The organism is Aeromonas sanarellii (assembly GCF_000820085.1).
GTDB lineage: Bacteria > Pseudomonadota > Gammaproteobacteria > Enterobacterales > Aeromonadaceae > Aeromonas > Aeromonas sanarellii.
This window is the reverse complement of the sequence record NZ_CDBN01000015.1, coordinates 1-12,930: the sequence shown is the minus strand read 5'-3', so window position 1 is coordinate 12,930 and position 12,930 is coordinate 1. Positions and strand designations below refer to the sequence as shown.

The 12,930-nt window shown below is 65.4% G+C and carries 9 protein-coding genes; 4 read left to right on the top strand and 5 right to left on the bottom strand.

Annotated features, from left to right (window positions below; all coding sequences use genetic code 11):
• Positions 1–55 precede the first annotated feature (55 nt).
• A complete protein-coding gene (locus BN1132_RS02415; protein WP_042075013.1) occupies positions 56–2,188 on the top strand; it encodes a lysine decarboxylase CadA in 2,133 nt (710 codons plus the stop codon).
• A 97-nt stretch (positions 2,189–2,285) separates the two neighbouring features.
• Here the strand turns inward: BN1132_RS02415 and BN1132_RS02410 are convergent, their stop codons facing one another.
• The gene (locus BN1132_RS02410) at positions 2,286–3,704 is read right to left on the bottom strand and encodes an MATE family efflux transporter (RefSeq protein ID WP_042074691.1); all 1,419 of its coding nucleotides are present in this window, start codon (positions 3,702–3,704) and stop codon (positions 2,286–2,288) included.
• A gap of 106 nt (positions 3,705–3,810) precedes the next feature.
• Complete coding sequence (locus BN1132_RS02405) at positions 3,811–4,716, bottom strand: LysR family transcriptional regulator (protein ID WP_042075011.1); 906 nt, start codon at positions 4,714–4,716, stop codon at positions 3,811–3,813.
• Between the two features lie 500 nt (positions 4,717–5,216).
• Between BN1132_RS02405 and BN1132_RS02400 the strand changes: the two genes are divergently transcribed.
• Together BN1132_RS02400 and yjeH are read left to right on the top strand one after the other, a co-directional pair.
• Positions 5,217–6,509: an HAAAP family serine/threonine permease gene (locus tag BN1132_RS02400; RefSeq protein WP_042074690.1), complete on the top strand. Its 1,293-nt coding sequence runs from the start codon at positions 5,217–5,219 to the stop codon at positions 6,507–6,509.
• A gap of 128 nt (positions 6,510–6,637) precedes the next feature.
• Entirely contained in the window at positions 6,638–7,918 is a 1,281-nt protein-coding gene (gene yjeH, locus BN1132_RS02395; RefSeq protein ID WP_042074689.1) for an L-methionine/branched-chain amino acid transporter, read from the top strand.
• A 60-nt stretch (positions 7,919–7,978) separates the two neighbouring features.
• On the opposite strand, the gene BN1132_RS02390 is transcribed toward yjeH, so the two are convergent.
• Positions 7,979–8,416: a PliI family lysozyme inhibitor of I-type lysozyme gene (locus tag BN1132_RS02390; protein ID WP_042074687.1), complete on the bottom strand. Its 438-nt coding sequence runs from the start codon at positions 8,414–8,416 to the stop codon at positions 7,979–7,981.
• A 113-nt stretch (positions 8,417–8,529) separates the two neighbouring features.
• A complete protein-coding gene (locus BN1132_RS02385) occupies positions 8,530–10,560 on the bottom strand; it encodes a M13 family metallopeptidase (protein WP_042074686.1) in 2,031 nt (676 codons plus the stop codon).
• A gap of 128 nt (positions 10,561–10,688) precedes the next feature.
• On the opposite strand from BN1132_RS02385, the gene tilS reads away from it, so the two are divergent.
• On the top strand, positions 10,689–12,035 hold the full coding sequence (tilS, locus tag BN1132_RS02380) for a tRNA lysidine(34) synthetase TilS (RefSeq protein ID WP_042074683.1): 1,347 nt from the start codon (positions 10,689–10,691) through the stop codon (positions 12,033–12,035).
• Between the two features lie 7 nt (positions 12,036–12,042).
• Here the strand turns inward: tilS and BN1132_RS02375 are convergent.
• On the bottom strand, positions 12,043–12,930 hold an 888-nt coding region (locus BN1132_RS02375; protein ID WP_244462897.1), incomplete at its 5' end, for a GGDEF domain-containing protein.

Here is a 12,930-nt window from a genome sequence, read left to right as displayed (position 1 = left end):
CTCTCCACTCCCCATCCCCGATGGAGAGCGCCCCCCTTATGTGTGGAGCATCAAGATGAACATCATTGCCATCCTCAACCACCTGGGTGTCTTCTTCAAAGAAGAACCGATTCGCCAGCTGCAAGCCTCCCTCGAGCGCAAGGGCTTCGAGGTTGTCTACCCGGTCGACGTGGCCGATCTGCTGAAGCTCATCGAGAAGAACCCCCGCGTCTGCGGCGCCATCTTCGACTGGGACAAATACTCCCTGGGCCTGTGCAAGGAGATCCACGATCGCAACGAGAAGCTGCCGATCTTCGCCTTCGCCAACGACCAGTCCACCCTGGACATTCACCTGACCGACCTGCGTCTGAACGTGCACTTCTTCGAGTACCGTCTCGGCATGGCCGACGACATCACCCTCAAGATGGGTCAGGCCACCCAGGAGTACCAGGACGCCATCCTGCCGCCGTTCACCAAGGCGCTGTTCAAGTACGTGGAGGAGGGCAAATACACCTTCTGCACCCCGGGTCACATGGGCGGTACCGCCTTCCAGATGAGCCCGGCCGGCAGCATCTTCTATGACTTCTACGGCCCGAACGCCTTCAAGGCCGACGTCTCCATCTCCATGCCGGAGCTCGGCTCCCTGCTGGACCACTCGGGTCCCCACAAGGAAGCCGAGGAGTACATCGCCCGTACCTTCAACGCCGATCGCTCCTACATCGTCACCAACGGCACCTCCACTGCCAACAAGATCGTCGGCATGTACTCGGCGCCGGCCGGCAGCACTGTGCTGGTGGATCGCAACTGCCACAAGTCGCTCACTCACCTGATGATGATGAACGACGTGACCCCGCTCTACTTCCGTCCGACCCGCAACGCCTACGGCATTCTGGGGGGCATCCCCCGGAGCGAATTCAGCCGCGAGACCATCGCCGCCAAGGTCGCCGCCACCCCGGGTGCCCAGGCGCCGCGCTACGCCGTGATCACCAACTCCACCTATGACGGCCTGCTCTACAACACCGGCTTCATCAAGGAGGCGCTGGACACCCCCTACATCCACTTCGACAGTGCCTGGGTGCCCTACACCAACTTCAGCCCGATCTACGAAGGCAAGTGCGGCATGAGCGGCGACGCCATTCCGGGCAAGGTGTTCTACGAAACCCAGTCCACCCACAAGCTGCTGGCGGCCTTCTCCCAGGCCTCGATGATCCACATCAAGGGTGACGTGGAGGAAGAGACCTTCAACGAAGCCTTCATGATGCACACCTCTACCTCGCCGCAGTACGGCATCGTGGCATCGACCGAGATCTCCGCTGCCATGATGCGTGGCAACACCGGCAAGCGGCTGATCAAGGACTCCATCGATCGCGCCATCTCCTTCCGCAAAGAGATCAAGCGTCTGCGTGATCAGAGCGAAGGCTGGTTCTTCGACGTATGGCAGCCGGACAACATCGACACCGTCGAGTGCTGGAAGCTGGATCCGAAAGATGACTGGCACGGCTTCAAGGACATCGACGACAACCACATGTACCTGGATCCCATCAAGGTCACTCTGCTGACCCCGGGTATGGGTCGTGACGGCCAGCTGCTGGAGAAGGGCATTCCTGCTTCACTGGTCTCCAAGTTCCTGGACGAGCGCGGCATCGTGGTGGAGAAGACCGGCCCTTACAACCTGCTGTTCCTCTTCTCCATCGGTATCGATCAGTCCAAGGCGATGCAGCTGCTGCGCGCCCTGACCGAGTTCAAGCGTGGCTATGACCTGAACCTGACCATCAAGAACATACTGCCGAGCCTCTATCGGGAAGACCCGAGCTTCTACGAAGGGATGCGCATTCAGGAGCTGGCCCAGCGCATTCACGAGCTGACCAGCAAGTACCGTCTGCCGGAGCTGATGTTCAAGGCGTTCGACGTGCTGCCGGAGATGAAGATGACCCCGCACGCCGCCTGGCAGCAGGAGCTGGCCGGCAAGGTGGTGGAAGTGCCGCTGCGCGACATGGTGGACCGCATCAGCGCCAACATGATATTGCCCTACCCGCCGGGAGTACCCCTGGTGCTGCCGGGCGAGATGGTGACCCAGGACTCCCTGCCGGTGCTCGAGTTCCTCGAGATGCTGTGCGAGATCGGGGCCCACTACCCGGGCTTCGAGACCGACATTCACGGCCTCTATCGTCAGGCCGACGGCAGCTACACCGTCAAGGTGCTGCGCTGATCGAGAGAGATGAAAACGGGCCGCGAGGCCCGTTTTTCTATTGGATTCCAGCCATCTGCCATCAGGGACGGATCACCCGGCGAGGGGGCTCGCGACGCTAGCTCGTGTGGCGCGCCAGGGTCCCCTCCCGGCGGGCGGGCTGCGACCGGCGACGCCGGCTCAGGGGGGCGCACGCCAGCCTGAGGCGATGCCACTCCCGCCACAGCAGCCAGCACAGGGGCAGGGTCAGCAGCAGCACTGTGGTGGGCTGGGCCAGCAGCACCCCGTCCCGGCCCCATTGCAGCGGCAGCAGGAAGATGAGCGGCAGCAGCAGCACCGTCTTGGCGACCGAGATCAGCAGCGCCTGGCGGGTGCGGGCCATGGCTTGCAGCAGCACTATGCCGAACATGACGATCCCCTCCAGCGGGATGGCGGCGAGGTTGAGGGTCAGGCTGCGCATGGCCGCGGCCAGCAGCTCGACATCCTGGCTGCCGGTGTAGAGCATGGCGACAGGTTGCGGCAGCAGCTGGATCAGCAGCCAGACCGCCAGACCGTAGAGGAGCGTGATCCTGAGCCCCATCTCCATCAGGAATTTCAGATCGCGGTGGCGACGGGCGCCCGCCGCCTGGCTGACCAGGGGCTGGATGCCAAACGCCAACCCCTGCAGCACCACGATGAACACCGCCTCTGTGTAGCCGGCCACGGTGAAACCCGCCAGATCCTTGACCGAGCCGTGCACCATCAGCTGGCTGTTGTGCAGCATCAGCAAGAGCCCCAGATTGAACTGGGCGATGAGGCTCGGCAGCCCGGTGAACAGCAGGTTCGGCATGGCCGGGAAGCTGGGGCGCAGCTGGCGCCAGGAGAGGCGCAGGCGAGCATAAGGGGTGAAGAAGTAGCCCAGGCCCAGCAGGCTGACCATCCCCTCGGCCATCAGGGTCGCCTGGGCCGTGCCCGTCAGGCCGAGCCCGAGCCGGCCGACCATGATGTAGTTGAGCAGGATGTTGAGCAGGGCGCCGCCGCTCACCAGCACCATGGCGAGGCGGGGGCGGCCGTCGTTGCGCAGCAGATAGGGCACGGCGAGGTTGCCCGCCAGCAGCAGGGTGCCGCCGCCGATCCAGCCGAGGTAGTCGCTGGCCTGCTGCCAGGTGTCGCTGCCCCGCTCAAGGCCGAGGGCCAGCAGGATGTCGATGTGCCAGCGGTGCAGCAGCAGCGGGGCCAGGGCCCCCAGCAGTGCCAGCAGCCAGAGCCCGTTGACCAGCCCCTGACGGGCGAGCGCCGTGTTTCTGGCGCCCTGCTGGAAGGAGATGAGGGTGGCCGCCCCCATGGCGATCATGGCGGCCAGGCCTATCAGCACCATGATGACCGGGTAGACCAGGTTGATGCCGGCGAGGCCCGCGGCCCCCACGTAGTGGCCGACGAAGATGCCGTCCACCAGGTAATAGGCGCCGGAGACCAGCATGGCGAGGACGGAGGGGAGGGCATAGCCCCAGAAGCGGCGGGTCATGGCCCGCTGGCGCAGATGGAAGTAGGCGGACATGTCTGTTCTCTCGGGGAGTTCGATGCTCGGACAGACAGTCTAAATTATTCTATTTTTACCGATAATCAGGCTTTTCCTTGATGGATTGCTGAGTATTTTTCAGTAATCAATCCGTCCGATGGTGGGCCTTCAGCATGTCGATCAGGGCGCGCAGGCCGCTGCCCAGCTGGTGGCGGCCGGGATAGAAGAGGTTGAAGCCGGCGAAGCTGGGGCTCCAGTCGTCCAGCACGCTCACCAGCCGCCCCGCGGCCAGCGCCTCCCTCACCTCCTCCTCCTGGCAGTAGGCCAGCCCCAGCCCCGCCTCGGCCGCCCCCAGGTAGAGCGCCGGGGTGCTGGTGGTGAGCGGGCCGCTCACCTCTATCTCCAGCAGCTTGTCGTCGGCGGCGAAGGCCCAGCGATAGTGGTGATGGGGAGTGAGGCGATAGCCGATGCAGTCGTGCTGGCTCAGCTCGCTCGGGTGCCGGGGGATGCCCCTGGCCGCCAGATAGGCGGGGGCGCCCACCACCAGGTAGCGCTGCTGGGCGCCGAGGGGCACGGCGATCATCTCCTTGGGCAGCAGATCCCCGTAGAAGAGGGCGGCGTCGAATCCATCCTCGATGAGGCGCGGCATCAGCTCCAGCTCCACCACCTCCACCTGCATGCGCGGGTAGCGCACCAGATAGTCGATCAGTACCGGGGTCAGCAGCTCCTGGATGGCGGCCCTGGGTCCGCAGATCTTGAGGCGGCCGACCGGTTCGTCGCCGTGGCGGGTCAGCTCCTCCAGCGCCCCCTCCAGCTGGGTCAGGGTGGGCAGCACCTGGGCCAGCAGCCGCTGGCCCGCATCGGTGGCCACCACGGCCCGGGTGCTGCGGTTGAGCAGCCGGATCCCGAGCCGGTTCTCCAGCCCCTTCAGGCTGTGGCTGAGCGCCGAGGCCGAGACCCCGAGCTCGAGGGCGGCCTTGCTGAAACTCTGGTGGCGGGCGACGGCGGCAAACACCGCCAGTTCGGCGAGATCGGTGCGGGTGATGGTCATCATGGCTCGGCAGGAAGAGGGCGAGTCACAAGGGTACGCCAAGGCGCCGACCCAGACAATCGACCCCGGAGCCGGGCCTTGTAGCGAACTTGTGATCGCGGTAAGTATTGGAATCTATTGAAACAAATTTGAATTGTTAAAAAATACTAACAATCTGGCGCTAAAAATGTGAGCTGACACGATCGAAAGGCGACCAGAGTCAAACTTTGGTTGATTAATTCAAAAAAACACTGTGATTAATTGGGTCATTTAATTAGAGTCAGCGCATCGGATGAGGCGGTCGTTGTCAGTTTGTTAACGGCAGAGGGCGCCGCCATCAGGTTCAGGATTTCATGCTGCAGTATGTTGCAATTCGGTTGTCGCGGGACGTGATGGCCCGGTTGCCCTGGCGTGAGAACACAAGAGCAGGGATGAACAGCAGCAGTTCCAGGGATGCGGAACCGGCCAGGTGGCCAAATAAGCAACGAGATTCCACTTTCCTTGATGACAGGATTACCCCTATGTCTGACATGAACATTGCAGTTGAAGGCAGCTTAAGCAACGCCTCCTCCCGTGGCATCAACAAGGCCGACGTGGTCTGGATGCTGGGTCTGTACGGTACCGCCATCGGTGCCGGTGTCCTCTTCCTGCCGATCAACGCAGGCGTCGGTGGTCTGTGGCCGCTGGTGGCCATGCTGATCCTGGCCCTGCCGCTGACCTTCTTCGCCCACCGTGGCCTGACCCGCTTCGTGCTGTCCGGTGCCACCCGTGACGGCGACATCACCGAGGTAGTGGAGGAGCACTTCGGCAAGACCGCGGGCAAGTTCATCACCCTGCTCTACTTCTTCGCCATCTACCCCATCCTGCTGATGTACTCCGTGGCCATCACCAACACGGTCGAGAGCCTGATGGTGCACCAGCTGGGCATGACTGCGCCCCCCCGCGCCATCCTCTCCCTGGTGCTGATCCTGGGTCTGATGGCGATCGTTCGCCTCGGCGGCCAGGTCATCGTCAAGGCGATGAGCGTGCTGGTCTTCCCCTTCGTGATCACCCTGATGGGCCTGGCGGTCTACCTGATCCCGCACTGGAACGGCGCCATCATCACCGAAGCCCCGGCGCTGTCCGACGCCTTCAACGGTGACTTCATCAAGACCCTGTGGCTGGCCATTCCGGTGATGGTGTTCTCCTTCAACCACTCCCCGATCATCTCCTCCTTCGCGGTGGACAACAAAGGCCGCTACGGCGCCAACGCCGAGAAGAAGTGCAGCAACATCCTGCTGGGCGCCCACGTCATGATGGTGATGACAGTGATGTTTTTCGTGTTCAGCTGCGTGCTGAGCCTCTCCCCGGCTGACCTGGCGGCGGCCAAGGAGCAGAACATCTCCATCCTCTCCTACCTGGCCAACCACTTCGACAACCCGGTGATCGCCACTGTGGCACCGCTCATCGCCATGGTCGCCATCAGCAAGTCCTTCCTGGGTCACTACCTGGGGGCGCAAGAGGGCATGAACGGCCTGATGGCCAAGTCCCTGCGCGAGAAGGGCAAGAACGTCGACGTCAAGCAGCTGAACAAGGTGACCGCGATCTTCATGATCCTGACCACCTGGGCCATCGCCACCATCAACCCGAGCATCCTCGGCATGATCGAAGACCTGGGCGGCCCCATCATCGCGATGCTGCTGTTCCTGATGCCGATGTACGCCATCGCCAAGGTGCCCGCCATGCGCAAATACGCCGGCAACCTGAGCAACGGCTTCGTGACTCTCATCGGCCTCATCGCCATGTCCGGCATCATCTACAAGCTGATTGCCTGACGACTCCGGTCAGTCTCGGTGAAAAGGCCGCCTCGATTGAGGCGGCCTTTTTATATGCGCGAAAGCTTAACAAAGCCGCGGCAGCGGCCTAACATGGCGGGATGTTTTTCTAGACAGGACAAAAGGATATGTCTGGGTTGAAAAAGGAGCTCGGGCTCTGGCAGGGGATGGGGCTGCTCGCCACCTCGTTGCTCGGTACCGGGATCTTCGTGGTACCGGCGACTGCGGCATCGCTGGCGGGCGGGGCGTCGCTCTGGGCCTGGCTGCTGCTCATCGCGCTGGTGCTGCCCATCGCCTTCACCTTCGCGCGGCTCGGGCGCCGCTATCCCCACGCCGGCGGGGCGCCCCACCTCATCGGGCTCGCCTTTGGCAACGGCGCCGAGCGCTTCTCCGCCTTCCTGTTTCTGGCGGTGCTGCCGGTGGGGCTGCCCGCCGCCCTCACCATAGCCGCCGGTTTCTGGCACGCCCTGTTCGACATGGGGGAGTGGACCCTCTGGGCCATCCAGCTGCTCACCCTGCTCGGGGTCTTCCTGCTGGGGCTGCGGGGGGCGCGCTCCTCCGGCAACCTGCAACTGCTGATTGCCCTGGCGATCCTGGGGCTGACCCTGCTCATCTGGTTCAAGGGGGAGCTCGGCTGGCGCGACGCGGCCCAGCCGTTGCCGGCGGCGAGCGAATGGCCCGCCATGGGCTCGGCGCTGGCGGTGATGTTCTGGTGTTTCGTCGGGCTCGAGGCCTTCGCCCACATGGGGGAGGAGTTCAAGCGCCCGCAGCGGGACTACCCGCTCGCCCTGCTCGGCGGCGTGCTGCTGGCCGGGCTCATCTACTGGATCCACTCCCTGGTGGTGCTGAAGTACGGCCTCTACGGGGACGAGGCGACCAACGCCACCGCCATCCCGGCCCTGCTCTCACTCTTGTTCGGCCCCACCGCCAAGTGGCTGGTGGCGGTGCTCGGCTACCTCTCCTGCTTCGCCAGCATCAACATCTATCTGCAGGGCTTCGCGCGGCTTATCTGGAGCATGGCGCGGGAGGGCAAGCTGCCGGGCGCGATGGCCCGGCTCTCGGCCCGTGGCGCCCCCCTCAATGCCCTGTGCTGGGTGCTCGCCATCTGCCTCGTCTCCATCACCCTGATCCTCTGGCTCAGGCTGCCGCTCGACGCCCTCATCCGCTACGCCAACGGCAACTTCGTGCTGGTCTACCTGCTCTGCATGGCGGCAGGCTGGCGCCTGCTCGGCGGCCTGGGCAAGGGGCTGGCGGGGGTGAGCGCCCTGCTCTGCCTCGCCGTGCTGGTGGCGCTCTCCTCCCAGGTGCTCTATGCGGTGCTGCTGAGCGCAGGCTACGGCGTCTTCTCCCTGTGGCGGCGCCGGCGCCGCCGTACCCCGGGGAGCGATTCGCCCTGCGCCATCAAGTGATGGCCCCAAAGAGAACAAACCCCGCATGGCGGGGTTTGTTCTCTTTGCTGTGGTGCGCGTTCAGTCGCGGGGGGCCTTGAGCGCCTGGATCACATCTTCATCGGGGGCCAGCCCCTCCACGTGGTTGAAGCTCTCCAGCCCCTCCTGGGGATGGATGGTGAAGGCGTCGGCGCTCAGGTAGCTGCCGCTGCCGGCACTCTCGACGATGACGATGAGCTCGGGCTGCTTGTCACCGTTGAGATCCAGCAGTTTCAGCGCCTTGACGCTGCCGTCCCGCGGCAGCACCTTGCCGTCGATGAACTGATCCAGCGGGAACTGGGGGTTGGCACCCGAGTAGAGGCGCACATCGTAGCTGCCGGTGGAGGCGGGCTCGCCGCGCCCCTCGCTGACGGTGATGACCTGGCCTGCCGGCAGGGTCTGCTGCTGGAAGAACCCGTCTGCCGCCTGGCTGGCCAGGGGCAGGGTGAGCAGACCGAGAGTAAGGTATAAGGCTTTCATGGAGATGACCCTTGTTGCTGCTTGTCTTGCTGTGTCGACGGGCAGGGGCTGGCCCCCGCCACATCGGAATGCGGTCCGGGGCCGCCTGTCGGCAACCCCTGAGCGCCCTGTGATCACCATATCTTGACCCGTTTGGCCGGGTCCAGATAGAGCTTGTCACCCGGCTGGATCTTGAACGCCTCGTAGAAGGCGGGGATGTTCGGCACCACGCCGTTGACCCTGTATTCGGGCGGGGAGTGGGGATCCGAGGCGAGCAGCATCTGCATCAGCTCGGGGCGATACATACCCTTCCACACCTGGGCCCAGCCGAGGAAGAAGCGCTGCTCCCCGGTGAAGCCGTCCAGCACCGGCGCCTCCTTGCCATCCAGGGACAGCAGATAGGCCTTGTGGGCTATGGTGAGGCCGCCCAGATCGCCGATGTTCTCCCCCAGGGTGAACTGGCCGTTGACATACTGGCCCTTGATGGGCTCGAAGCGGTTGTACTGGGCCACCAGCCGGCTGGTGCGGAAGCGGAACTCCTTGAGATCCTGGGGCGTCCACCAGTCGCGCATCACGCCGTCACCGTCGGATTTGGCCCCCTGATCATCAAAACCGTGGCCCATCTCGTGGCCGATGACCCCGCCGATGGCGCCGTAGTTGACCGCGTCATCCGCCGTCATGTCGAAGAAGGGGGGCTGCAAGATGGCAGCCGGGAAGACGATCTCGTTGTTGCTCGGGTTGTAGTAGGCGTTCACCGTCTGGGGCGACATGTGCCACTCGTCCCTGTCCACCGGCTTGCCGAGGCGCGCCAGGTTGTCGGCGTATTCGAAGGCGCGGGCCCGTTGCAGGTTGCCCACCAGATCATCGGCACGGATGGCGATGGCGCCGTAGTCCTTCCACTTGTCCGGGTAGCCTATCTTGGGCCTGAACTTGGCGAGCTTCTCGAGGGCCTGGGTCTTGGTGGCCGGCGACATCCAGTCCAGCTCCTGGATGCTCTGGCCGTAGGCGGTGCGCAGGTTCTCCACCAGCTGCTCCATGCGGGCCTTGGCCTCTGGCGGGAAGTAGCGCTCGACATAGAGCTTGCCCACCGCCTCCCCCAGGTTGTTGTCCAGCACCCCGAGCGCCCGCTCCCAGGGGGCGCGCTGCTTGGGCGTGCCGCTCAGGGCGGTGCCGAAGAAGGCGAAGTTCAGGGCATCGGTCTGGCTGTCGAGGTAGGGGGCGTAGTCCGTGATGAGCTGCCACTTGAGGTAGGCCTGCCAGTCGCCGACCGGGGTCGTCGTCATCAGCTCGTTCAGGGCCGAGAGGTAGGTGGGCTGGCCGATGACGAGGCTGCTCTGGCCCGCGAGGCCGGCCTGGCCGAGATAGGCGTCCCAGTCGATGGCGGGGGCGAGGCGCCCCAGCTCGCTCACCGGCCCCTTGTTGTAGTTCTTCTCTCTGTCCCGCAGGGCCACGTTGTCCCACTGGATCCGGGCGATCCGGGTCTCGAGGGCCAGGATGCGCTTGGCCTTGGCCCCCGCGTCTGTCTCGCCGAAACGGGCCAGCATGGCGGCGATGTGCTGCTCGTACTTGTGCAGCAACGCCTGGCTGGCGGCATCCGTCTTGAGGTAATAGTCCCTGTCTGGCAGGCTGAGTCCGGCCTGGTAGAGGTAGACCGCATAGCTGTCCGGCGCCTTGGCGTCCGCGTCTATCCAGAAGCCGAAGGGGGCGCCGCCACCGGTGCGGCCGCTCTGGGCGAAGGCGCGGGCGAGATCACTCGGGGTCCGGATCTGCTCGATCTCGCTCAGCATCGGTAGCAGGGGCGTGGTGCCCTTGGCGTTGCGGGTCGTCTGATCCAGATAGCTCTGGTAAAGGTCGTGGATCTGCTGGGCCGGGGTGCCGGCGGCGGCCTTGCCGTCCAGTCCTTCCACCAGCACCCGCACGTCCGCCAGGGATTTGTCCCGCAGCAGGTAGAAGGCGCCGTCGGCGGGCCTGTCGTCCGGGATCTTGGCGGTGGCGAGCCAGTGGCCGTTCACGTAGCGGAAGAAGTCGTCGCCGGGTTTGACGCTGGTGTCCATGTTGGCCAGCGCGAGGCCGGAGTGCTTGTCTGAGCCGTCCGGTGCCTGACTGCAACCGGCCAGCAGGGCCAGCCCGACGAGGGCGGCCAGCAGGTTTTTCTTGTTGTTCATTATGTTGTATTCCAATTCGGGTTAGGTGGCTTCCTTGCCCACGCAGGGAGCGTCTCACTCTAGCAGCCGGGTTAGCGCTTGATAAGCCCGACTCTGCTAAGATCGCCCTGGTCGTATTGGGGAAGCCTATGATTTCTCGTATTTATTCTCGTTTTTGTCAGACTCTGCCCGCGCCGGAAGGTTCCCGCGGCCTGCTGGTGGCCTTCAGCGGCGGGCTCGACTCCACCGTGCTGCTGGTGCTGGCGGCCCGCTTTGCCCGTGAACAGGGCCTGGCCTTGCGCGCCCTGCACGTCCACCATGGCCTGAGCCCCCACGCCGACGACTGGGTGGCCCATTGCGAGGGGGTGTGCCGGCAACTGGCGGTGCCCCTCGTGGTGGAGCGGGTGCGCCTCGCCCGGGGCAACGGCGATAGCCTGGAGGCCCAGGCGCGGGAGGCCCGCTATCAGCGCCTCGCCGCCCACCTGGGGGAGGGGGAGTGGCTGCTCACCGCCCATCATCAGGACGATCAGCTGGAGACCCTGCTGCTGGCGCTCAAACGTGGCACCGGGCTGCGCGGGCTGGCGGGCATGGTGCCAGACCAGCCCTTTGCCGGCGGCCGCTTGCTGCGCCCCTTGCTGGAGATCAGCCGGGCCGAGCTGGCCGACGCGGCCGCCACCCTGCCCTATGGCTGGGTGGAGGACGAGAGCAACGAGGACCCGAGCTATGACCGCAACTTCCTGCGCCAGCAGCTCATCCCCCAGCTCAAGGCGCGCTGGCCCGCCATGGCCCAGACGGCGGCGCGCAGCATGGCCCTGTGCGCCGAACAGGAGGTGCTCATCGGCGAGCTGGCCGAAGCGGACTGGCTACGGGCCGGGGAGGGAGAGGCGCTGCGCATCGCGCCTCTGCACGGGTTGTCCGAGGTGCGGCGCAACAACCTGCTGCGCCACTGGATCCGCCGCCAGGGGGGGGAGATGCCGTCCCGGGCGCTGCTGGGCCTGCTGTGGCAGGAGGTGGCGTTGGCGCGCGAGGACGCCAACCCCAGGCTGAGCCTGCAGGGACTGGAGTGTCGCCGCTTTCAGGGACGGCTGTATCTGGTGGCGCCGGGTCTGGCGCCCCGCGAGGAGGTGCTGCCCATCGGGGTGGGGGAGGCGCTCACCCTGCCGGACGGCTTGGGGCAGTTCAGGCTGTGGTCATCGGGTGGCGAGGGGCTGAGGGCGCCGCGGGAGGACGAACCGCTCTCGGTACGCTTCCAGGTGGCGCCCGGTGTCATGCTCAAGCCGGTGGGACGGGCTGGCAGCCGGCGCCTGAAGAAGCTGCTGCAGGAGCATGGGGTGCCCTCCTGGCAGCGGGGACGCATTCCCATCCTCCATTACGGCGAGCAGGCGGCCCTGGTGGCCGGGCTCTTCGTCTGCGACGGATTTCTGGCGCCCGAAGGGGGCATGGCCTGGGAGTGGCGGCGTGTCGTCACTCCGGGCCGATTGACGGCGCGGGGTTGACGGCGCCCTATTCGGGGATGCCCGCTTCGCCGGCCTTCTTGCGGGCGTAGAGGTGGGCATCCGCCGTCGCGTAGAGCCGCTCCACGTCCATGCCCGAGTGCCAGCTCGCGGCCCCCAGGCTGCACCCCACCGAGAAGGCGCTGAGCTCCTTGTGGCTGTGCAGCACATGTTGCAGCCGCAGCCAGACCGGGCGCCAGGCCTCGGGGTCGGCGGGTTGCAGCAGCAGGGCAAACTCGTCCCCGCCGAGGCGAAACGCCTGATCCGTGCCGCGAATGCAACCCTGCAGCAGCTGGGCGAAGCGGCTCAGCACCAGATCCCCCACCGGGTGGCCCCAGGTGTCGTTGACCTGCTTGAAGCGATCGAGATCCAGCAGCACCAGCACCAGGCCGTGGGGCTCCCGGCTGTGCTGCTCAACCGCCCGGCCGATGGCCTCGTCGAAGTAGGCGCGATTGCCGAGCCCGGTCAGGTGGTCGAGCCGCACCTGCTGCTCCAGCCGATCCAGCCGCAGATAGAGGGGCAGGGGGAGACTGAACAGCTGATGGTACTGCTCCAGCAGCCGGCGCTGGCCGTCGCCCAGGGGCTGCTCCAGCTCGTAATGCAGCTGGCCGAGCAACTGGTCGTGCTGGCCCCGCAGCTCGAAGCGATAGCCGTGCAGCACCTGCCTGGCCTGGGGCGGGTGGGAGATGAGGGGATGGGGCTGGCCACAGTCGAAGTGGAGGGCGTGGATCCGGACAATCTTTGCCACCCGCTCGGCAAAGATTGCCAGCAGGGCGTCAAGATCCCGCTGTCCCAGCAACTGCTCCAGCTGCTGATAACGGTCCTGCCCGCTCAGGGGCGCAAGGCGCTCCATCTGCTGCACCCACTGCTCTATGCCATGTCCGAAGCCGTTCAATGA

What these genes read in the sequence shown, in the direction of transcription:
- BN1132_RS02415 (WP_042075013.1), top strand. Translation starts at nt 56, where the DNA reads ATGAACATCATTGCCATCCTCAACCACCTGGGTGTCTTCTTCAAAGAA.
- BN1132_RS02410 (WP_042074691.1), bottom strand. Translation starts at nt 3,704, where the DNA reads ATGTCCGCCTACTTCCATCTGCGCCAGCGGGCCATGACCCGCCGCTTC.
- BN1132_RS02405 (WP_042075011.1), bottom strand. Translation starts at nt 4,716, where the DNA reads ATGACCATCACCCGCACCGATCTCGCCGAACTGGCGGTGTTTGCCGCC.
- BN1132_RS02400 (WP_042074690.1), top strand. Translation starts at nt 5,217, where the DNA reads ATGTCTGACATGAACATTGCAGTTGAAGGCAGCTTAAGCAACGCCTCC.
- yjeH (WP_042074689.1), top strand. Translation starts at nt 6,638, where the DNA reads ATGTCTGGGTTGAAAAAGGAGCTCGGGCTCTGGCAGGGGATGGGGCTG.
- BN1132_RS02390 (WP_042074687.1), bottom strand. Translation starts at nt 8,416, where the DNA reads ATGAAAGCCTTATACCTTACTCTCGGTCTGCTCACCCTGCCCCTGGCC.
- BN1132_RS02385 (WP_042074686.1), bottom strand. Translation starts at nt 10,560, where the DNA reads ATGAACAACAAGAAAAACCTGCTGGCCGCCCTCGTCGGGCTGGCCCTG.
- tilS (WP_042074683.1), top strand. Translation starts at nt 10,689, where the DNA reads ATGATTTCTCGTATTTATTCTCGTTTTTGTCAGACTCTGCCCGCGCCG.